We start from the raw sequence: 20,499 nt of genomic DNA, 5'->3' as shown, positions 1-20,499 counted from the left end.
AAAAAAGGGCCGCTGATCAGCGGCCCTTTTTTTATGTCTATACTTTTCTTATTTACTCAAATACATTTTTCTTCGAGAATACAAGTTGTAGAACTCATCATCCTTAAGACTATCAATAAACAGGATACTCTCTCCAGTACTCTTCATTTCTGGTCCTAGGTTTTTGTTTACGTTCGGGAATTTATTGAAGGAGAACACCGGTTGCTTTATCGCATAGCCATCCAAATGTGGATTGAATGTAAAGTCCTTGATTTTCTTCTCGCCCAACATCACTTTCGTAGCAAAGTTCACATAAGGCTCACCATAGGCCTTCGCAATAAAAGGTACCGTTCTGGATGCTCTTGGGTTAGCTTCGATAATGTAAACGATATCATCCTTGATAGCAAACTGAATGTTGATCAAGCCTACCGTGTTCAAGGCCAGTGCAATTTTGCGTGTGTGGTCCTTGATTTGTTGCATTACAAATTCACCCAAGTTGAAAGGTGGCAATGTGGCATTGGAATCCCCTGAGTGGATACCGCATGGCTCAATGTGCTCCATGATTCCGATGATGTACACATCCTCACCATCGCATATAGCATCAGCTTCCGCCTCAATGGCGCCATCCAAATAGTGGTCCAATAGCAATTTATTATTTGGGATTTTTCGAAGCAAATCTACTACGTGCGCTTCCAACTCTTCCTTGTTGATCACAATTTTCATCCCTTGACCACCCAGTACATAAGAAGGCCTTACCAACAACGGGAAATTAAGCTCCTCGGCCAAATCCAAGGCTTCCTCAGCGGTTTCGGCCACCCCAAATCTTGGGTAAGGAATATTATTGTCCTTTAGCAAGGTGGAAAAACTCCCCCTATCCTCGGCTAAATCCAAGGATTGGAAACTTGTTCCTATGATGTTGATTCCGTATTTATCCAGCTTTTCAGCCAATTTCAATGCGGTTTGTCCACCCAACTGTACAATAACGCCTTCAGGCTTTTCATGGCGAATGATATCGTAGATATGTTCCCAGAAAACAGGCTCAAAATAGAGCTTGTCCGCTGTATCAAAATCGGTGGAAACGGTCTCTGGGTTGCAGTTGATCATGATAGTCTCATAACCACATTCCGCAGCCGCCAAAACCCCATGCACACAGCAGTAGTCAAACTCTATCCCCTGCCCTATTCGGTTGGGGCCCGACCCAAGTACCACAATTTTCTTCTTATCGGTTACTACACTATCATTTGCCACATAGCGTTCACCACTGGGAGTTTCAATCTCCTCTTCAAAAGTGGAATAGTAATATGGTGTTACCGCTTTAAATTCTGCGGCACAGGTATCCACCAGTTTATACACTCTATTGATTCCCAAATCGGTACGCTTGCTATGTACTTCACTTTCGTAGCAATCCAACATGTGGGCTATTTGTCGGTCTGCAAATCCTTTTTGTTTGGCTTCCAACAACAATGCTTTTGGAAGACTTTCAATGGTGTATTTTGAAATTTCCATCTCCAAAAAATGTAGCTCTTCGTATTGCTTTAAGAACCACATGTCAATCTTGGTGATTTCATGGATGCGTTTCAACGGAATACCTAACTGAATGGCATCGTAAATCACAAAAACCCTATCCCAACTCGGCACTTTTAATTTGTTGATGATTTTTTCGTAGTCCTTATACCCTTTTCCATCAGCACCTAATCCATTTCGCTTAATTTCAAGGGATTGCGTGGCTTTGTGCAGCGCTTCTTGGAACGAACGTCCAATACCCATTACTTCACCAACAGACTTCATCTGAAGTCCCAAAGTTCGGTCTGAACCTTCGAATTTATCAAAGTTCCATCTTGGAATTTTTACAATGACGTAGTCCAAAGTGGGCTCAAACAAGGCCGATGTCGACTTGGTGATTTGGTTGTCCAATTCATCCAAGGTGTACCCAATGGCCAATTTGGCCGCAATTTTCGCAATCGGGTATCCTGTTGCTTTAGAGGCCAAGGCTGAAGATCGGGAAACCCTTGGGTTTATCTCGATAGCAATGATATCTTCTTTTTCATCTGGGCTTACCGCAAACTGCACGTTACATCCTCCCGCAAAATCGCCGATGCTTCGCATCATGTGGATGGCCATGTCCCGCATCCGTTGGAAAGTTCTATCTGAAAGGGTCATTGCCGGCGCCACGGTGATGGAATCCCCGGTATGGATGCCCATAGGGTCCATATTTTCAATGGTACAGATAATGACCACATTGTCATTTTTATCGCGAAGCAACTCCAACTCATATTCCTTCCACCCCATTAATGCCTTGTCTATCATCACTTCGTGAATAGGCGATACTTCCAGACCATGGCTCAACATGTCATCAAAATGTTCTGGGTCATAAACGATACCTGCCCCAGCACCTCCAAGGGTGAACGAAGCACGAATAACCAACGGAAAACCAAACTCCTGCGCAATTTCTTTTCCTTTCAAAAAGGATGTTGCCGAAGCCTGGGGTGGCATTCCAACACCTATTTTCAACATCAATTCCCGAAACTTCTCACGGTCTTCGGTGATGTTTATAGCATCGATATCCACACCAATGATTTCTACACCAAAGTCCTCCCAAATTCCTTTTTCATCCGCCTCAATACACAAGTTCAATGCGGTCTGACCTCCCATGGTGGGCAAAACGGCATCTACATTAGGATGTTTCTTTAAAATCTCAACAATTGATTTGGTGGTCAACGGTTTCAAATACACATGGTCTGCCATCGCAGGGTCTGTCATGATGGTAGCCGGGTTACTGTTGATCAAGATGGTTTCTATACCATCTTCGCGTAGCGACCTTAGTGCTTGGGAACCAGAATAATCGAACTCACATGCCTGGCCAATGATGATAGGGCCAGAACCAATAATCAAAATGGATTTTAAATCTTTTCTTTTAGGCATTTTTATATAGGGTGTTACTCGTTTTCTTTGCTGACATTTCAAAAAAAAGGTGCTACTGGAAAAGTAACACCTTTAATTTAAAACTAAAATACAGTCATTATTTTTTATGTCTTGGCTCGGAGGAAACCGTTAATCTTTTTCTTCCTTTGGCTCTTCTTCTCGCAAGAACTTTTCTACCATTGGCAGTCGCCATGCGCTCCCTAAAACCATGCTTGTTTCTTCTCTTCCTTTTTGACGGCTGATACGTTCTTTTCATTTCGGAACTCTTTTAATGGATTTTGTTCGTGGGAAGGTCATCTCTTCCCGAAAAATTCTGGGCGCAAATATACAAAGACTTTTTATTTTGACAAGTCAACCGTAAAAATATTTAAATTAGTTTTTAGTACTTTTGCCAGCGCTAAACAAAAGGTAAAAATCAACTCGCAACTATGTTCAACAAAAACATCAAACTTTTCATCGCAGCATTGATCATTGGATACGCCATTTATCAATTTATTGAAGGGAATATTGGCAACGGAATTGCCTTGATTTTGTTTTCGTTGATTTTCATTTTCCTTTATTTTAGAAACGAGATGATTTTGTTGGCTTTCCTTAGAATGCGCAAACAAGATATGGAAGGTACTCAAAAGTGGTTGGACAAAATCAAAAATCCATCCGCGGCCCTGATCAAAAAGCAAGAAGGGTACTACAATTACCTACATGGTATCATCTACTCCCAAAAGAACCTTACCCAAGCGGAAAAGTACTTTAAGCAGGCCCTGAAATTTGGACTTACCATGGATTATGATGTGGCCATGACCAAATTGAGCTTGGCCGGTATTGCCATGCAAAAACGCAGAAAGCGCGAAGCCACCCAATTGTTAGGGGAAGCCAAAAAGTTGGACAAAAACAACATGCTTACCGAACAGATCAAGATGATGCAGCAGCAGATGAAGAAAATCTAGCGGTAAAAATCCAACTTTAAACCCCTTTACAAGCTTTCCCTTAAAGGGAGACCATAGGCGTTCTTATTCATTTTATGGTAAAAAAGGTTAACTTCACTCTGGTCTGCAAATTGGCAGAAATCCCAAATGTCGATCACTTTGTACTGAGCACAGCTGAAGTATTGAAATGGATTCATAATCTTAAAGTTATGCGGAATTAAATGGAACCAAGAAAGGTCAGAGTAGATAAACTTTCATATGTCAGCATTCCAATTTCAATGTATCTGGATGAAACAAAGCAAAAGTTGGCCTCTGGAACTGGATTCATCTACGAAAGGAATAAGCAATACTATTTAGTTACGAATTGGCACAATTTCACCGGCCTTAATCCAGAAACCAAAAAGTCCATTTCTAGACATGGCGGTATCCCAAATGTTGTTACTTTTTCTCTTCTAATTCAGGAGAAGCCTCACATTCAGTGGAAAGAGTTTGGTGTAAACCTATATGAAAATAACAAAGCTCAATGGTTAGTACATCCTGACCATAAGCATAAAATTGATGTTGCTGCAATCGAGATAGAAATAGATTCAGAGCAAGAAATCATATTAAAACCTCTGAATAAAATTGAGTTTGACGACATTGAACCAAAAGTGGCAGACGATATTTTTATATTGGGATTTCCATATAGTTTAAAAGGAGGTGGTCGTTTTCCGATTTGGAAGAGGGGAAGTATTGCCACCGAACCTGACCTTCATATTGATTCTCTACCAAAATTTTTGGTAGACACAGCTGGAAAAAGTGGAATGTCTGGATCTCCAGTCATTTTTAGAAGATCGGGGATTCATGGTGTGGTAGGTGGCAAAGTATCTCTGGATTCCATTCTTGGCACAGTAGAAAATTTTGTTGGGATCTACTCCGGAAGAATAATCGGTAAATCAGAATTGGATGCTCAACTTGGCATTGTATGGAAAAAGGAGGTAATCGACCAAATCATAGATGGCAATTGCAAAGATGAAATCAAATTTGCATAGCACTAGATAAGCACTATATCTACTTAAGCCCAACAAAAAAGTGCCCACATGTAGCAATCACTTATTCATCCCGGATAGTTTATGACTCGGTGACGGTTCGCCATCAACAAATCAGACGAACTCACCGCCCAATCGTACCATAGCTTTTCCAGTATCGCATATCCAGTTTTTGAGTAATCATTTCTTTTTGTGATGTAATTTCTTCTGCGATTTTGTCTTAAAAAGTTTAACTTCCCTCCTATCTGCTAGCTTAAAAGGTTTCATTTACCCGTAAGTATATAGTAGCATCCCAGAAGTTTACCCGAAACCATGAACGATGTTTGACTTCTTCCTAAAATATCTACAAGATAAAATTCATCTTTCCGCTAAGGAGGTTGAAATGATTCGTTCAGTGGCCATTGAGAAAAAACTCCGAAGAAGACAATATCTCCTGCAACAGGGTGATGTATGGAAATACAATGCTTTTGTATCTAGTGGACTTTTAAAATCCTATTCCATCAATGAAGATGGACAAGAACACATCATGAGCTTTTCACCAGAAAATTATTGGACCGGGGATAGAGCAAGCCTGATGGATGGCATACCATCACAATTCAATATTGATGCTATTGAAGACTCGGAAATCATTCTCATTGAAAAAACGAATTTTGAAACCCTGTGCAAGAACATACCACAACTCAACGATATGGTAAATGCCATCCTTCAAAAGAGTTTTATTGTTTCGCAAGGCCGTATCCATACCCAAATAAGTCTTTCTGCTGAGGAAAAATATCAAGATTTCCTGAAGAAGTTTCCGGAAATCAGCAATCGCATTCCGCAACACATGATTGCTTCCTATATTGGTATTACACCCGAAACTTTGACCCGTTTAAGACGAAATTCCATCAAGAAAAACTAGTTTCTGTCTAAAATCCATTGACATTTGTTTGCTTTTTTTTCAAGCATTTATCAATGGAAATAGGCTCCCGTCGAATCCATCTTTGCAGTATTCAATAACAATTAAATTTTTAAAGATGAATAAGACAGTTTTTATTACCGGAACAAGTACAGGGTTTGGCAAACTTACAACGATAACCCTTGCCGATGCAGGTTATACCGTAATCGCAGGGATGCGTGGCACAACAGGAAAAAATGAAGTGGTGGCAAAAGAACTTGCCAGCTTACCCAATGTGGAAGTAGTGGAAATAGACGTAACCGATGACGATTCCGTCGCCAACGCGTTCAACAAAACGTTGGCAAAACATGGAAAAATAGACGTGTTGGTAAACAACGCAGGTGTTTCCGGATTCGGATTGTTTGAAGCCTACTCGATAGACCAAATCAAAAAAATGTTTGAGGTGAATTTTTACGGAGTTGTGCGTACGTACCAAGCCGTATTACCCAGTATGCGAAAAGCAAAATCAGGATTGATTATTAACCTTACCTCAGGTGCCAGCGGACATACCCTTCCTTTTATGGTTCCATATTTGGCTTCCAAATTTGGGGTGGAAAGTATCGCCGAGGGACTACAGGCAGAATTGGCCCAATTCAATATTGAAAACGTCACCATTCAACCAGGGGTTTACCCTACCGAAATGAACAATGGCAGCAAAACAGGGGTTTCTGCCGACAAACAAAACATTGCCGAAGCTTACGAGCCCGTAGCTTCCGAAATGTTCAATGCCATTGGGACCAGTTTGTTTGGGAAAATGGCAGAATTTGACATGAACCCTCAAACAATCGCAGATGGTATTTTAGAATTGGTTTCCATGCAAAATGGAACACGCCCTTTGCGTTACCCGCTGGATGCCATCGCACAGGGAACAGATGTGGAGTTTATAAATGCAAGAGCGGAAATCAAAGAGAAATGGTTGGCTAAATACAGTGGATAAATCATTTAAATTTTAAATATGAAGATAAAAAAGTGGCTAGGAGCCACTTTTTTTTACACCGTCTCACACCGGTTTAAGCATCTGTTAGAAAACATTATTGAAACAATAGTATATTAGGATACATTTGTGAACGCCATGTTTTAAATATGTACTATCCACTAAACCTTAACGGTGTTACCATCCATCCCTTGTTTGGAAATTTCCTAAAAGGGAAACCATACATCTTTGATTTTTCGTCCAACAATCCAAAAGTTTTAGAATATAACCTTTTCGATTTCGAGGAGTTCAACGCCATGATTTTTGAAGAACTGGAGGCATCATCCCACCAATGGGGTATAGGCAAATACTTGGAGGAACGAAAAAGTCTCCTACGGGCATATCCCAATATTATTGAGGAAAAACGGTACTATCATTTGGGGCTGGATATTGTTGTTCCTTACGACACCCCTATGTTTGCTCCCCTCGATTCTGAAGTATATAAAATCGGCAAAGAAACCACTGTTGGCAATTATGGGGGCTATATCATACTTAAACATGATATCAATGGAGTCGTTTTTTATTCGTTATATGGGCATTTGAAAACCCCACACTTGGTAAATGTTGGAGACCAAATCAAAGCCGGTCAAAAGTTTGCAACCATAGGGAAAGAAAGTGATAGCGGTGGCTGGTTTTGTCATGTTCATTTACAAATCCTTACCCAAAAAGCCATCGACGATGGGTATTCTAGTTGGGGATATATCTCGCCAGAATTATTACCAAAAGTGGAAACCTATTTTCCTTCACCTTACTTTCTGTTCAACTACTAAAAAACCACCAAAGAACCTATTTCCCAAGGATCCAATTCCATAATAGCTTGTACATTGGGCAATGCGAAAGCGGTTGTAGAAATCGCATATTATAAAACCTCTGCCGTAGGCAGACGGGCAAGTGCAAATTCTATTTCTCAGGAGTTTGGAGTTGGCTCCTTCTTTTACTTATAAACACATCATATACGCCGTTATGGCCTCCTTTTCTTCTTTGTTAAGACCCAATTCCAAAACGAGGTTAAAGAATTCGGTGGCATCATCTAAAGTAGGTAAACGGTCATCATGCAAATACGGCGGGGAATCTTTTATTCCGCGCAGTGGGAACGTTTTAATAGGTCCTTCAGGGCGTCCCTTGTAAAAGCGCTCTACTTGAAGGTCGTGCATATAATCGTCCACAAAAGCGGGTCCATAATGACATTGAGCGCATTTGGCCTTGCCTCGGAATAATTTCTCACCCATCAACTCCTGCTTGGATGCTTTCTCAGGAATCAGATTGCCCATGGCATCCAATTTGGGTGCGGGTGAAAAATCCAATATCGAATTAAAGTCCCCCATACGATTGGTAGTTTCCCTTTTCTGGCTTCTCGGACCAATATGCTGTTGCATTCCCGGGTCACCATCAAAATACTCCTCAACTTCTGCAAAGTGGTCCATACTCCGTATGGAACGTTTGGAAGACAATTGCATCAAATTAAAATTTCCACGCATGGAAGGTGTTCCCACCCGTAGCCGGGCCAAGTTGGGTCGACTGTCAGGCCCCAATTCAAAGGCGGCATTGGTATGTCCGTTGACGTGGCAAGAGAAGCAGGCCACCCCTGCACTCGGTTCAGGGGTTACCCTGTGTGTGGTATGATTGAACCATGTAGTGGGCGTGGGTTTCAACAGTTCCTTCAAGCCTTCCATTTGCTCTGGAGTCAACAACCCATCAAAAATTTCCCAGTAATTGGCAATGGTCACTTCCCTGCCCTTGGTGACATCACCCAATTCTTTGTGTGTGGTCAAAAACATTGGTGGTGGAAACTCCGGCAAATACTCAATGGGGAAATCATGATCTACATCAATTCTTAGGTGCTCTGGATGGACTTCATTCCAATTGTCTGGAAACACCATGTGGGCCGTAGTGGCCAACGGGTGTGCCAAGGGTTTGAATGGGAATAAATCCCGTTCCTTGATTTCCGTGGCCGATAGTTTTGCTAAGTCCTCATAGGTAGAAATCCCCTTGGGAAGTCTAGCAATGGGCCCCTTCATAATGGGATTTCGACCTCCGGACATGAATTCGCCTTTATGAACTTCTCCATTAAAATCGTAGCGAGAATCCATGTATTTCTTTACATCGGCCATAAGCTCTGGCTTCTGCTTCTTGTGGAAAGCCATCCACTCATCCCATGACATAGGAAGATCGGGCGTTGTGAAGGATGTTTTTCCTTTTCCTCCATATTTCCAAAGATCAAAAGGGGTACGCTCCCCTTTTTTTAAATCAGGAAAAGGTAGAAGGGAATCCACATGGCTTGAACCCAAACCATAATCGGGCTCAACATAATTTTCCACTACCGCACCGGGAGATTGTAATAAGTGGAGTTGGTTGTTCACTACTTGAAATCCAACCAAAAACAGGCCAATAATAGCAATACTGATAACTACTTGCTTCTTCATTCGTATAGTTTCTATTTAGTTTCCAATACGTAACCAAGTTGCGCAATAAATGCCCCGCAAGTAATCCTGAAAAATGTTATCTATAGTATCCTTTGTTGGGGATTTCTATGGAATAGTTTTTTCGGGAACTATTATTTAGATGGGGCTCTCGCAACCATGGGTTGTGCCTTTTGAGTACTTTATAATTGATTTCGTAGAGCTGTGCGAAATCCGCCCAACTGGTCACAGCAGAATCCACTTCTACCGTAAAGGTGGGCACTTTTTCATACATGTCCTTTTGATCCACCTCAAATCCGTATTTCTCTGGATGGGAGATGATTTCCTTGATAGCCAATATTCTGAACACATACCTGCCCGTCTCTTGGCCCAAGAGCAAATCGTAGTAATCATCAACCTGCTGAATCCCCATATACTTTTGGATTCCGGCCGGTCCTGCATTGTAAGCTGCAGCGGTCAATGTCCATGTACCGAAGCGTTCCTTCCATTTTTTTAGGTAATCACAGGCTACTTGAGTGGATTTTTCAACGTGATAACGCTCGTCCACATTATCGTTAACCTCCAACCCATATTCTCTCCCTGTTCCTTTCATGATTTGCCAAAAACCAGTGGCTCCAGCTGGAGACACCAAGTTTTCCAGTCCACTTTCGGCCACCGCCAAATACTTAAAATCATCTGGAATTCCATTTTTGGCCAAGATAGGTTCAATTATGGGGAAATATTTGTTGGCACGTTTTATCAATAACACGGCGTTGGATTGCCAATAGGTATTCACCAAAAATTCGCGATCTACGCGTTCCATGATTTCTGGGTCATCCTGAGGTACATCTTCTCCCGCAAAATTTAAATCTTCAGGAATGTCTATCGCTGTTATTCGGTATCCTTCTGCTACATTTTTATCCTTGGGAGGATTTTCGGTCACGACTGGCTTTTCTTCAGAATCACTCGACTGCACCGCAAAAATAAGGGTGCTCACCACTGCTAATAATCCAATTCCTGCTAATATATTTTTGATGATTTTCATAACAATTTGTTTAATTCTACTGTAAAGATACTATTTAGCGCCTCTCAATCTAAAATAATCGCGGGGAGATTTTCATTGAACCATTTTGCCCTGTGAATGATCATGGTATGCGTTCCGTTCTTCACTGTAATGCAATTTTTGATATTGATAATGGGGAAAACAGCATCTCTTTCTCCATGGATGTGAACGAGATTTTTGGGTGGTTTAGTCTGTTTCCAATTCACAATTTGGTCTATGGACCAGTCGATATAATGCTTATCCCTCACCGAAAGATATTTCTCGTAAAGGTCCAACCGTTTGGTCACCGTTTCACCAAAAGCGTACTTGGCCAAAAGCTCCACATTATTCACCAAACCTGTGGGCAACAGCTTGTGCACCTTGGTGTATTTAGCGAAAATCATCCGTTTGGGGAGCTCATCCTTAGTTTTTACACATGACACCGCTATCACCTTTTTCGTCTGAATGATTTTTGCCATTTCCTGAACCAACATCCCCCCAAAGGACACCCCCAAAAGCACAGGATTGGGATGCTTGATTTTCGCGCACATTTCTTGGGCATAGTGCTCCAAGTCCATTCCCTTTTCCGGAAGAAACCACGATAAGACGTGGGTCTCAAAAATGTCCACAGGAAGCTGTATCCCATCAAAAATGGATGGATTGGCAGCCATCCCCGGCATCAAGTAAACATGGATTTTGTTATCGGGCATTTGGCACCAAATATCGATAAGCTCTAGGAAATTAACAATATTTTGACTAATTTTGTATCCCTTTTGTAACTAGCCCCGCCTATCTGAGCATTTTTTCTAAAAGGGAAAAACAAAGCATTACCGTTTTGGTAATTGTACGGTGTCAATTTAAAAACAGTACTATATGACAGAAATGGAAATTAACGACAATAGTTTCTTACGCCAATTTGAAACTAGGGTTAATGGGCATTTAGCCAAAATTGAATACTCTTCCCAAGAGCGTAAAGTATTTTTGACGAAACTGGTAATCCCAGAAGAAATTACGCAAGAAGGCTTTAAAGAAGCTTTTATCAAAGCGGTTCTTAATGAAATTCAAGAGAAAAACCTAAGAGTGGTGCCTACTAGCCCTCATATTGCTGGTTTTTTGAGGAAGAACAGACAATACAAGGAGATGCTGCCCGTAGGCATCCGTATCTGACCAACTACTACAACCAAAAAGATTTGAACCTCTCAGGAATGAGAGGTTTTTTTATGCCAAAACTGAAGTGGGAACAAACTCAAAACGGACCAAACCGTCCTCATCAATACTGGTGAGTTCTACTTGGTGTAGGGTATTGACCAATTCTGGATTCCATGGGGCTTTTACCTTGACATAGTTTTCAGTAAAGCCGTGAATGTAGCCGGATTTGTTCTCGCCTTCAAAAAGAACTGTCCGAACACTCCCAAGTTGACTTTCATAAAAAGAGCGTCTCTTTTTGGCTGAAAGTCCACGCAACATTTTACTGCGTTTGCTTCGTACTTTTTGGGGAACCACTTGGTCCATTTCCGCCGCCACGGTATTATCTCGCTCAGAATAGGTAAAAACATGGAGATAGGAAATATCCAGCTCATTCAAAAAATGATAGGTCTCCAAGAAATGCTCATCAGTTTCTCCCGGAAATCCCACAATAACATCCACACCAATACAAGCATGAGGCATGGTTTCCTTAATGCGTTTTACCCTATCCACATATAAATTGGACAAATAACGACGACGCATCAGCTTTAAGATTTCATCGCTACCGCTTTGCAAGGGAATATGAAAATGGGGCACAAACGAAGTGCTCTGGGCCACAAAATCTATGGTTTCGTTCTTCAAGAGATTGGGTTCAATGGAGGAAATCCGCAATCGGTGAATCCCATCAATTTGGTCCAACGCCTTTACCAAATCCAAAAAGGTATGCTCATGCCGTTTGTTTCCAAACTCTCCTTTACCATAATCACCGATGTTTACACCTGTCAACACAATTTCCTTTATATCTTTTGAAGCAATTTCACGGGCGTTGTGAAGTACATTTTCCAAGGCATCACTACGTGATATGCCTCGCGCCAACGGAATGGTACAGTAGGTACATTTGTAATCACAGCCGTCCTGAACTTTTAAAAATGCACGGGTACGATCACCAATGGCATAGCTCCCAACATAGAAATCTGCTTCCTCAATTTCGCAGGAATGCACCTCTCCTTTATCATTTTTGGCAAGGTCGTTCAAGTAATCGGTAATCTTGAACTTTTCGGTCGCACCCAATACCAGGTCAACCCCATCAACAGCCGCCAACTCCTCTGGTTTCAGCTGGGCATAACACCCCACTGCTGCCACAAAGGCTTCTGGATTGGCCTTTTGGGCTTGTTTTACAATGGTATTGAAGCGCTTATCCGCATTTTCGGTCACAGAACAGGTGTTGATGACATAAATGTCAGCGCTCTCCGAAAAGTCCACTCGCTCAAAATCCTCCTTTTCAAAACTTCGGGCAATGGTCGAAGTTTCAGAGAAATTGAGTTTGCAGCCTAGTGTATAAAAAGCGACTTTTTTGTTCATTAAACCAGTTCTTGTTTCAGGGGCGCAAAGATAATGATTTGTTGACAGTTATAATAGTTATGGGCAATTGGCATCAGCAAAGTACCTAGGGATACTTTCCAATGCTCTGGCAGCATTCGCATTTTACAGTATATTAGTTTCCAAATAATTAGCTGTCTTTCCAAAAAAAAGTGCAGTTTTAACCTCGAACAATAACAGTAAAACATGAAGAAAGCAATCAATAAAGTTACTTGGTGGGTATTTGCCAGTTTATGTATTATGGTTGGATTATATCCGGTTATCTACTTCTTGATTGACCGACATTTTGGGTTATTATCATCCAAAACCAAAGAAGTATTGGCCGACCAATTGTGGAATATTGGTTTTTACGGACATATTGTTCTGGGTGGGATTGCTTTATTGATTGGCTGGATGCAATTCAGCTCCAAACTCAGAAGAAAAAGAATACAACTGCACCGAACCATTGGTAAAATTTATGTGGTCACCGTTTTAATTAGCGGGGTATGTGGTGTTTATATTGCCCAATTCGCTACTGGAGGAATCTCAAATGTGATAGGGTTTTCAATGAGTGGTCTAGTATGGCTGACCACTACCCTGTTGGCATACAATGCCATACGAAATGGCAACATTAAGTCCCATCAAAACTTTATGATCTACAGCTATGCCGTTTGTTTTTCGGCGGTAACCTTGAGGATTTGGCTTCCAATTTTACAAGCAGTCACAGGGGATTTTATTTCTGCATATTACATCGTAGCCTGGCTGAGCTGGGTTCCTAACCTTATCGTGGGGTATTTTATCATAAAACGATTACGAAGGAAAGAGGCTGCCTTAGCCTGATTTTAGATCAGTAATTTACTATTATTTAGGTCTTTAACGGAGTAAAAAATCGGAGCTACATAAGGTTTGAAGGCTAAATTTCACTATCTTCAAACCATGAAGTGTTGTTTGTACATTTGTTTTAGCGTTGTCATTGTCTTCATTTCCTGTAAAAATGATGATGGTTTTCTGGAAGGCTCCATAACCGACTCCAGAGATGGAAAACAATACCAATGGAGCGAATTCAACGGAACCATTTGGTTAACCGAAGACCTTCAATTAAATGGAAAGACAACCTACACCTTTTACGAGGCACTTTCTGCTTGTCCTGAAGGGTGGCAATTGGCCTCAAATGAAGATTGGAAAGTGTTGGCCGAAAACAACGGTGGTTATTATTTCTACGACACTGCCTTGGGCAATCCAGAAGAAGGCTTTGAAAATTTGGTGGACCCAACTGGGTTCCATGCCACTTCAGATGCCAATTATTGGACCTCTACCCCTGCTTGGGAAGAATCCTTCACAATTCGTTCCTCGTTCATTGGCTTCTTTTCTTCGGATTATGGAGGAATTGGAAATCCACCAGCGGTGGTCATGGGCCCCAACCTAAAGTCCTTCTCCATGAGATGCCGTTGCGTTCAGAAAGAACCAACCAATACAGGTACTTTTGAATTTCAATCCAGCGATACAACTTATAATTTTGGGGACTATTTCAATTATTCTGAAACCAATGGCACCCTTACCATACATGCTTACAATCTAACTGGAACCAAAGATGAGGAATGGGCACAACTCACCATCAATTTGGACGACTTTCTCGCGGATGACATCCCAGATGCATCTGGAGAACTTAGGTATGTGGTCACCGAAGAGCTGACCGAATTTTCAAACGATACCAAAACATATATTACAGAGGAATTGGAACTTTCCATTACCAATTACAGTACCAGTCATATTGAAGGTACATTCTCTGGCATTTTGACTAATAGCGACACCAATTCTTCTGAAATAATCCCCATAAGTCAAGGCACTTTTTCCATTGCATTGGGCAATTGAATCAAAGCGCCAACTTCGTCATAATCCGGCTTATTTAACTAACCATGTTCTATTTGTGGAATCTATCCACGGTGAAAATTTAAAAACCCAAAAACAGTATCTTTAAGCTAAAAGTACCCTAAGCCAACATGCCAAAAAAAGTTTTCCTCAGTTTAAAGTATCCCCAGTTGGCTATTGACATGCTACACGAAGCGGGATTTGAAATCACCATTAACGAAAGCAACAATCCCATTCCCCAAGAAGAATTAATAAACATCTGTCAAGACTACGATGCCCTATTCAGCACTGGTTCCAATAAAATCGATGCACACTTTTTGGAGCGCTGTAAGCATTTGGACATTATTTCGCAATTTGCTGTGGGCTATGATAATATTGATGTGGAAGCCGCAAAAAAACAAGGCATTGTCATTGGCAATGCCCCAGGGGCTATGACGGATGCCACAGCGGATGTTGCCTTCGGACTGATGATCATGGTGTCCCGAAAAATGATCTACATGCACAAAACCATTGAAAAAGGTCAGTGGAACCATTTTGTTCCCACAGCTAATCTTGGTTTTGAACTCAGAGGCAAAACATTAGGCGTTTTGGGTCTTGGAACCATTGGAATGGCCATGGCCAAGCGTTGCAAAGCGGCTTATGACATGGATATCCTTTATCACAATAGATCCAGAAATCAACAGGCTGAAGAAACCCTCAATGCACAATACGTCTCCTTTGATGAATTACTGAAACAAAGCGATGTGCTATCCGTGCACTGCAATTTGACCGAGGAAACCAAAGGTTTATTCAACAAGGATGCCTTTATCAAAATGAAGAGCGGTGCTATTTTCATCAATACCGGACGCGGTGGAATCCACAATGAAGAAGATTTAATTGATGCCCTAAAAAATGCAGACATCTGGGGTGCAGGATTGGATGTCACCAACCCAGAACCCATGCAATCGGACAACCCGCTGCTTCAAATGGAAAATGTGGCCGTATTGCCCCATATTGGTTCATCCACCGTGGAAGCCCGCAATGAAATGGCTCGCATGTCCGCCCAAAACATCATTGATTTCTACAAGACCGGCAAAATACCCTATCCAGTGACCTAGATGCCCATAAAATGTCGGATGCATTGGCTAAAAATCCATACCTTCAGCCATCACTAAAATCCGACTACTATGAAATTCCGTTTGTTACTTTTAGGTCTCGTTATCTTGGCGAGCCATTCCTGCAAAAAAGAAACCACCTCTTCCCTCGCCGATTATCAAGGTGATGAAACCTTCAGCGTTATCATGGGCGAAAACAAGGTGGGATACCTCAATACCCATATTTCTGGGGACACTATCCATATCGATTACGATTATAAAAACAACGGCCGTGGTCCAACCATGAAAGAGACCATCGTTCTCAATGCAGAAGGCTTCCCTGTGAATTGGGAGGTGATCGGTAATACCACTTTTGGCAATGCGGTTGATGAACATTTCACTCTTGAAGGGCAAAACGCTTCGTGGACCGATGCTACAGGTTCCGGCAGCGCAACTATGGATACACCCCAGCTTTATGTCAACCAATTTGGAAGTCCATACACCCTTGTTTTGGCAGCCAGATTATTGCTGAACGCTCCCGAAAACACCTTGCCCGTGCTTCCTGCTGGTAACGTAACCCTGACAAAAATGGAGACGTTGAGCGTTCCTTTGCCATCAGGCGACGGGGAATTGCCACTGACCACCTATGCCATTTCCGGTGCAGAGCTCAACCCAACCTATTTTATTTTGGATGATGCCAATAAATTCTTTGCTTTTATTGACCCTCGCTATATTGCTATTCGTGAAGGTTTTGAAGCTGTGGAAAAAGATATGCGCCAACTGGCTGAAAATTATTCAGCGGCACGTTATGAAAATCTGCAAAAAGAATTCGCCCATAATTATGAAGGCAAAGTCCGTATCCGCAACGTACGAGTGTTCGACCCCAAGACCTCGTCGCTCACAGAACCCGTTTCCGTAGTGGTTGAAGGTGAAAAAATTTCTGCCATTGAGGCAGCTGATGCTTCCGCGGAGGGCGAAGTGGAAATTGAAGGCAATGGTGGCACTTTGGTTCCCGGGCTTTTTGAAATGCATGCCCACACTGGTGACGAAGGTGCCTTGCTGAATGTGTTGGCCGGGGTAACTTCATTCCGGGATATGGGAAATGACAATGAAGTATTGAGCAGTTTGATTGAAAAAATCAACTCTGGCGTTTTGGCCGGTCCACGCGTAACCCGATTGGGTTTTATTGAAGGAAAAAGTCAATTCAATGCCAACAACGGTATCGTGGTTCAAAGTAAGGAAGAGGCCTTGGCCGCTGTGGACACCTATGACAGTCTTGGATTTTATGGTGTAAAGCTCTACAACAGCATGAATGGCGACTGGGCTCCGGATATCGTGAAAAAAGCCCATGACAAAGGTCTTTTTGTTACAGGACACGTTCCCGCATTTTCCAATGCAAATGCCATGTTGAATGCTGGTTTTGATGAAATGACACACATTAACCAGACCATGTTGGGCTGGGTTTTGGAGCCTGAGGAAGACACCCGTACCTTGCTGCGTCTTACCGCAATGAAACGCTTCCCACAATTGGATTTGAACAGTCCAAAAGTGCAAGAAACCTTGGATTTGTTCGTGGCCAACAAAACGGCTATCGACCCGACTTTGGCGATTCATGAAATGTTGATGCTCTCCCGAAACGGAGAGGTAACGCCCGGCGCTGTTGACTATATCGACCACATGCCGCCGAACGAACAACGCAGCATGAAAGTCGCTCTTGCGCAAATTGCAGACGACGAAGAGGACAAAGCCTACCGGGAAGCTTACAATAAAATTGTGGAAACCTTGAAACTAATGAAGGACAAAGGGATTTTAATCGTGGCCGGAACCGATTTAGGTGGAGCTTTTAACCTCCACCGCGAGTTGGAACTGTATCACCAACAATTGGGCTACACCCCTGCGGAACTCTTAAAACTGGCTTCCTATGATATGGCCCACTATTTAGGCAAAGAAGATTTGGGCAGTATTGAACCCGGTAAATTGGCCGATTTCTTTTTGGTACCCGGTAATCCCGTGGAAGACATCAAAGCCATTAAGACCATCTCAATGGTTTCCAAAGGCGGGACTTTCTATTACCCCACCGAGGTGTATCCAGCCTTTGGCATCACCGCTTTTACCGAAAAACCCGAGGTGAAGGAATAGTCACAAATCAATATAACTTGAAAGCCAGTAGCGATTTTGTTACTGGTTTTTTTGTTGATAAAACTTATAAAATATTGCTTCACAATGTATTAATGACGATTTATCTTTAGATAAACTTCACGGCGGATTGTTCTAAATCCTTAAACCAGATTCCTATCTTTAAAGCTGTGTTTCCAAAGATGGAAGCAACCTAATAACCAAACCCTATTTTAACCCCCTTTAAACCAAATTTTGTGAAACCATTCCTTTTTCTTTTAGCCCTTTTAACCGTCCTCAATTGCAAACCGAAATCAGAGCCCGTCGTTGAAAATCAACCTGAACCTGTAAAAGTTGAACTGAATACCACCAAAGGCCTCATTGTCCTTGAATTATCGGACAAAACCCCATTGCATCGCGATAATTTTATCAAAATTGTCAATGAAGGACGCTTGGACAGCATGTTATTCCATCGTGTGATCAACGATTTTGTGGTTCAAGCTGGGGCTTACGATAGCCTAAAAATGGCCAAGATGGATTCCTCGGATCTTAAAGCGGTGGATTATTTGGTACCCGCTGAGCTGGATACTTCGTTGTTTCATAAGCGAGGTGCCATAAGTGCTGCGAGAACGGATAATGTGGAACGAGGGTCCGCCGCGCTTTCATTTGCCATTGTGCAAAGAGGTCCTCGGTCAGACAGCCTTATCACCAGTGATGAAAAGAGAATAAACGATTGGCTTCAAGAATACTATTTTATTCATGCCGAGGAAAATAAAATGTGGAAAGATTCTTTGCTGTCCGCCGAAAACGAGAATAATTGGAGACAATTTAACGTCCTTAAGGACACCATCCGCTCGTTGGCCAAATCATTTGAATTCACGCCGTATGTGATTCCCGAACATCATAGAGAGGTCTACAGAACTTTAGGAGGCAACACCCATTTAGATCAAAACTATACCGTATTCGGGGAGGTGATCAGTGGCATGCCTGTTGTGGATTCCATAGCTGCTGCGGAAGTAAATGATCGTGATCGCCCTTTGGAAAATATTTATATCATCAGTGCAAAGGTGTTGGAGTAATTAGATGTAAAACCGTCAATACTTCCGCCACTTTTGGGTCAGGTCGAAAACGTGCTTTAAAATTTCCTGCTCTTGCTCATCAAAGATGATGCCTTTACGGTTCATCATAGCGGTAGCCGTCTCAAAGGCTTTTGGGATTTGGTAGGTAGTGAATCCTGAGGCGCCACCCCAGCTAAAGCTGGGAACAAAGTTCCGCGGGAAGCCACTTCCAAAAATATTGGCGCTCACACCTACCACAGTACCTGTATTGAACATGGTATTGATGCCACATTTGCTGTGATCACCCATCATCAGTCCACAAAATTGAAGTCCTGTTTTGGCAAACCCTTCGGTTCTGTAATCCCATAAACGCACGGGCGCGTAATTGTTCTTTAGGTTGGAGGTATTCGTATCCGCTCCAATATTACACCATTCCCCAAGAACGGAATTGCCTAAAAATCCTTCATGGCCTTTGTTGGAATAGGCGAACAATACCGAATTGTTGACCTCACCACCCAATTTGCAGCCGGGTCCGGCCGTGGTAGGACCATAAATCTTGGCGCCCATCTTTAAAATAGCCCCATCACAGAGTGCGAGACCGCCGCGAATAATGCAACCTTCCATGATTTCGGTATTCCTTCCCAAATAAATAGGCCCGGTTGATGCATTCAGAATACTAAACTCCACTTTTGCGCCTTCCTCCAAAAAGATATTTTCAGGATTCAGCACTTGATTGGTACTGGAAATGGGTTGGCTTTTCCGCCCTGCGGTCAGAATGTCAAAATCAGATTGAATCGCTTCCCCATTTTTTGAAAAAATGTCCCAGGTATTTTTGATGGTCAACCCTTTGGGTTGATACGAAATGGTTGTGAATTTTGAAACTTCAAAACTGGCATTAACGTCTTGACTTCCATAAGCAATAAACGTATCTCCATCCATGAGAGCCTCACCCATTTTGAGTTTTTGGATCGCACCTGCCAAATCCGAATCAGGAAGATAGTTGGCATTTATCACTACATTCTCGGAAGCTGTTTTTAGTGGAAACTTGGTGGAAAGATATTCTTCCGTCTTCACACTGACCGAAGCATTCAGCCATTTTTCCCATTTTTCCCGAATGGTAAGGATGCCGACCCGTATCTCAGCTACAGGCCTTGTGAACGTAAAGGGAAACAGGGATTCTCTATGGGTTCCGTCTGAAAGAATGTAGTTCATGGCTCAGTGTTGATGGTATAAAAATAAAAAACGCCCCTGAAAATCATCAGGAGCGTCCATATATTTCGTCAAAAAGTTAAACCTACTCGGTCTCCTTCTCGTCTTTACTGAATTTCTTGTACTTGTTCTTGAACTTATCAATCCTACCTGCGGTATCCACCAATTTGGTTTTACCGGTATAGTATGGATGTGAAGTTCTTGAAATCTCCAACTTTACCAAAGGATACTCCTCCCCATCAATGCTGATGGTTTCTTTTGCCTCTGCAGTGGATTTAGTGATGAACACGTCTTCATTGGACATGTCTTTGAAAGCCACTAATCTATAATTCTCTGGGTGTACACCTTTTTTCATCGTCTTAACTACTTAATCTCAGAATTTTCGAGGTGCAAATTTAAGGATTTCTTTGATTCCTCCAACTGAAAAA

General features: G+C 42.1%; 19 protein-coding genes. 11 read left to right on the top strand and 8 right to left on the bottom strand.

Features of this window, described 5'->3' with window-relative positions; translation table 11 throughout:
• Positions 1-48: 48 nt before the first annotated feature.
• Positions 49-2,901, bottom strand: coding sequence for a carbamoyl-phosphate synthase large subunit (gene carB, locus ACFSJE_RS00745; RefSeq protein ID WP_379829062.1), 2,853 nt, complete (start codon positions 2,899-2,901; stop codon positions 49-51).
• Between the two features lie 97 nt (positions 2,902-2,998).
• Positions 2,999-3,157 carry a 50S ribosomal protein L34 gene (gene rpmH / locus ACFSJE_RS00740; protein ID WP_072882462.1) on the bottom strand — a complete coding sequence of 53 codons (159 nt, stop codon included), beginning with the start codon at positions 3,155-3,157 and terminating at the stop codon, positions 2,999-3,001.
• Positions 3,158-3,329: 172 nt separating this feature from the next.
• Between rpmH and ACFSJE_RS00735 the strand changes: the two genes are divergently transcribed.
• From ACFSJE_RS00735 to ACFSJE_RS00715, 5 genes are all read left to right on the top strand, one after another.
• The gene (locus ACFSJE_RS00735) at positions 3,330-3,845 is read left to right on the top strand and encodes a DUF2892 domain-containing protein (RefSeq protein ID WP_379829060.1); all 516 of its coding nucleotides are present in this window, start codon (positions 3,330-3,332) and stop codon (positions 3,843-3,845) included.
• Between the two features lie 200 nt (positions 3,846-4,045).
• On the top strand, positions 4,046-4,855 hold the full coding sequence (locus ACFSJE_RS00730; protein ID WP_379829058.1) for a S1 family peptidase: 810 nt from the start codon (positions 4,046-4,048) through the stop codon (positions 4,853-4,855).
• Positions 4,856-5,171: 316 nt separating this feature from the next.
• Complete coding sequence (locus ACFSJE_RS00725) at positions 5,172-5,753, top strand: Crp/Fnr family transcriptional regulator (protein WP_379829057.1); 582 nt, start codon at positions 5,172-5,174, stop codon at positions 5,751-5,753.
• Positions 5,754-5,868: 115 nt separating this feature from the next.
• On the top strand, positions 5,869-6,726 hold the full coding sequence (locus ACFSJE_RS00720) for an SDR family oxidoreductase (RefSeq protein ID WP_379829055.1): 858 nt from the start codon (positions 5,869-5,871) through the stop codon (positions 6,724-6,726).
• Between the two features lie 146 nt (positions 6,727-6,872).
• Positions 6,873-7,532 carry a peptidoglycan DD-metalloendopeptidase family protein gene (locus ACFSJE_RS00715; RefSeq protein ID WP_379829053.1) on the top strand — a complete coding sequence of 220 codons (660 nt, stop codon included), beginning with the start codon at positions 6,873-6,875 and terminating at the stop codon, positions 7,530-7,532.
• A gap of 168 nt (positions 7,533-7,700) precedes the next feature.
• Here ACFSJE_RS00715 and ACFSJE_RS00710 read toward each other — a convergent pair whose 3' ends face one another.
• The 3 genes from ACFSJE_RS00710 to ACFSJE_RS00700 form a co-directional block, all read right to left on the bottom strand.
• Positions 7,701-9,185 carry a cytochrome C gene (locus tag ACFSJE_RS00710; protein WP_379829051.1) on the bottom strand — a complete coding sequence of 495 codons (1,485 nt, stop codon included), beginning with the start codon at positions 9,183-9,185 and terminating at the stop codon, positions 7,701-7,703.
• 76 nt (positions 9,186-9,261) lie between these two features.
• Positions 9,262-10,206 carry a lytic transglycosylase domain-containing protein gene (locus tag ACFSJE_RS00705; RefSeq protein WP_379829049.1) on the bottom strand — a complete coding sequence of 315 codons (945 nt, stop codon included), beginning with the start codon at positions 10,204-10,206 and terminating at the stop codon, positions 9,262-9,264.
• Positions 10,207-10,250: 44 nt separating this feature from the next.
• Positions 10,251-10,913 (bottom strand): alpha/beta hydrolase, encoded by a 663-nt coding sequence (locus ACFSJE_RS00700; RefSeq protein WP_379829047.1) that lies wholly within the window; start codon positions 10,911-10,913, stop codon positions 10,251-10,253.
• Positions 10,914-11,076: 163 nt separating this feature from the next.
• On the opposite strand from ACFSJE_RS00700, the gene ACFSJE_RS00695 reads away from it, so the two are divergent.
• The gene (locus ACFSJE_RS00695) at positions 11,077-11,370 is read left to right on the top strand and encodes a GNAT family N-acetyltransferase (protein ID WP_036385576.1); all 294 of its coding nucleotides are present in this window, start codon (positions 11,077-11,079) and stop codon (positions 11,368-11,370) included.
• A 51-nt stretch (positions 11,371-11,421) separates the two neighbouring features.
• On the opposite strand, the gene mtaB is transcribed toward ACFSJE_RS00695, so the two are convergent.
• Positions 11,422-12,750, bottom strand: coding sequence for a tRNA (N(6)-L-threonylcarbamoyladenosine(37)-C(2))-methylthiotransferase MtaB (gene mtaB, locus ACFSJE_RS00690; RefSeq protein ID WP_379829045.1), 1,329 nt, complete (start codon positions 12,748-12,750; stop codon positions 11,422-11,424).
• Positions 12,751-12,954: 204 nt separating this feature from the next.
• Between mtaB and ACFSJE_RS00685 the strand changes: the two genes are divergently transcribed.
• The 5 genes from ACFSJE_RS00685 to ACFSJE_RS00665 all read left to right on the top strand — a co-directional run bounded on the left by ACFSJE_RS00685 (position 12,955) and on the right by ACFSJE_RS00665 (position 18,883).
• Positions 12,955-13,587: a DUF2306 domain-containing protein gene (locus ACFSJE_RS00685; RefSeq protein ID WP_379829044.1), complete on the top strand. Its 633-nt coding sequence runs from the start codon at positions 12,955-12,957 to the stop codon at positions 13,585-13,587.
• A 96-nt stretch (positions 13,588-13,683) separates the two neighbouring features.
• On the top strand, positions 13,684-14,619 hold the full coding sequence (locus ACFSJE_RS00680) for a fibrobacter succinogenes major paralogous domain-containing protein (protein ID WP_379829042.1): 936 nt from the start codon (positions 13,684-13,686) through the stop codon (positions 14,617-14,619).
• A gap of 128 nt (positions 14,620-14,747) precedes the next feature.
• The gene (locus ACFSJE_RS00675) at positions 14,748-15,713 is read left to right on the top strand and encodes a 2-hydroxyacid dehydrogenase (RefSeq protein WP_379829040.1); all 966 of its coding nucleotides are present in this window, start codon (positions 14,748-14,750) and stop codon (positions 15,711-15,713) included.
• A 69-nt stretch (positions 15,714-15,782) separates the two neighbouring features.
• The gene (locus tag ACFSJE_RS00670; RefSeq protein WP_379829038.1) at positions 15,783-17,828 is read left to right on the top strand and encodes an amidohydrolase family protein; all 2,046 of its coding nucleotides are present in this window, start codon (positions 15,783-15,785) and stop codon (positions 17,826-17,828) included.
• Between the two features lie 233 nt (positions 17,829-18,061).
• On the top strand, positions 18,062-18,883 hold the full coding sequence (locus ACFSJE_RS00665; RefSeq protein WP_379829036.1) for a peptidylprolyl isomerase: 822 nt from the start codon (positions 18,062-18,064) through the stop codon (positions 18,881-18,883).
• 15 nt (positions 18,884-18,898) lie between these two features.
• Here ACFSJE_RS00665 and ACFSJE_RS00660 read toward each other — a convergent pair whose 3' ends face one another.
• Entirely contained in the window at positions 18,899-20,074 is a 1,176-nt protein-coding gene (locus tag ACFSJE_RS00660; protein WP_379829035.1) for a GlmU family protein, read from the bottom strand.
• 82 nt (positions 20,075-20,156) lie between these two features.
• Positions 20,157-20,426 (bottom strand): type B 50S ribosomal protein L31, encoded by a 270-nt coding sequence (locus tag ACFSJE_RS00655; RefSeq protein WP_379829033.1) that lies wholly within the window; start codon positions 20,424-20,426, stop codon positions 20,157-20,159.
• Between the last annotated feature and the right edge of the window lie 73 nt (positions 20,427-20,499).

Source organism: Flagellimonas iocasae, assembly GCF_042682725.1.
Classification (GTDB): domain Bacteria; phylum Bacteroidota; class Bacteroidia; order Flavobacteriales; family Flavobacteriaceae; genus Flagellimonas; species Flagellimonas iocasae.
Note: the sequence above shows the minus strand (reverse complement) of the source record. Positions and strands in the feature narration are given on the sequence as shown.

Coding starts and splice junctions, on each gene's coding strand:
- carB (WP_379829062.1), bottom strand. CDS start 2,901: ATGCCTAAAAGAAAAGATTTAAAATCCATTTTGATTATTGGTTCTGGC.
- rpmH (WP_072882462.1), bottom strand. CDS start 3,157: ATGAAAAGAACGTATCAGCCGTCAAAAAGGAAGAGAAGAAACAAGCAT.
- ACFSJE_RS00735 (WP_379829060.1), top strand. CDS start 3,330: ATGTTCAACAAAAACATCAAACTTTTCATCGCAGCATTGATCATTGGA.
- ACFSJE_RS00730 (WP_379829058.1), top strand. CDS start 4,046: ATGGAACCAAGAAAGGTCAGAGTAGATAAACTTTCATATGTCAGCATT.
- ACFSJE_RS00725 (WP_379829057.1), top strand. CDS start 5,172: ATGTTTGACTTCTTCCTAAAATATCTACAAGATAAAATTCATCTTTCC.
- ACFSJE_RS00720 (WP_379829055.1), top strand. CDS start 5,869: ATGAATAAGACAGTTTTTATTACCGGAACAAGTACAGGGTTTGGCAAA.
- ACFSJE_RS00715 (WP_379829053.1), top strand. CDS start 6,873: ATGTACTATCCACTAAACCTTAACGGTGTTACCATCCATCCCTTGTTT.
- ACFSJE_RS00710 (WP_379829051.1), bottom strand. CDS start 9,185: ATGAAGAAGCAAGTAGTTATCAGTATTGCTATTATTGGCCTGTTTTTG.
- ACFSJE_RS00705 (WP_379829049.1), bottom strand. CDS start 10,206: ATGAAAATCATCAAAAATATATTAGCAGGAATTGGATTATTAGCAGTG.
- ACFSJE_RS00700 (WP_379829047.1), bottom strand. CDS start 10,913: ATGCCCGATAACAAAATCCATGTTTACTTGATGCCGGGGATGGCTGCC.
- ACFSJE_RS00695 (WP_036385576.1), top strand. CDS start 11,077: ATGACAGAAATGGAAATTAACGACAATAGTTTCTTACGCCAATTTGAA.
- mtaB (WP_379829045.1), bottom strand. CDS start 12,750: ATGAACAAAAAAGTCGCTTTTTATACACTAGGCTGCAAACTCAATTTC.
- ACFSJE_RS00685 (WP_379829044.1), top strand. CDS start 12,955: ATGAAGAAAGCAATCAATAAAGTTACTTGGTGGGTATTTGCCAGTTTA.
- ACFSJE_RS00680 (WP_379829042.1), top strand. CDS start 13,684: ATGAAGTGTTGTTTGTACATTTGTTTTAGCGTTGTCATTGTCTTCATT.
- ACFSJE_RS00675 (WP_379829040.1), top strand. CDS start 14,748: ATGCCAAAAAAAGTTTTCCTCAGTTTAAAGTATCCCCAGTTGGCTATT.
- ACFSJE_RS00670 (WP_379829038.1), top strand. CDS start 15,783: ATGAAATTCCGTTTGTTACTTTTAGGTCTCGTTATCTTGGCGAGCCAT.
- ACFSJE_RS00660 (WP_379829035.1), bottom strand. CDS start 20,074: ATGAACTACATTCTTTCAGACGGAACCCATAGAGAATCCCTGTTTCCC.
- ACFSJE_RS00655 (WP_379829033.1), bottom strand. CDS start 20,426: ATGAAAAAAGGTGTACACCCAGAGAATTATAGATTAGTGGCTTTCAAA.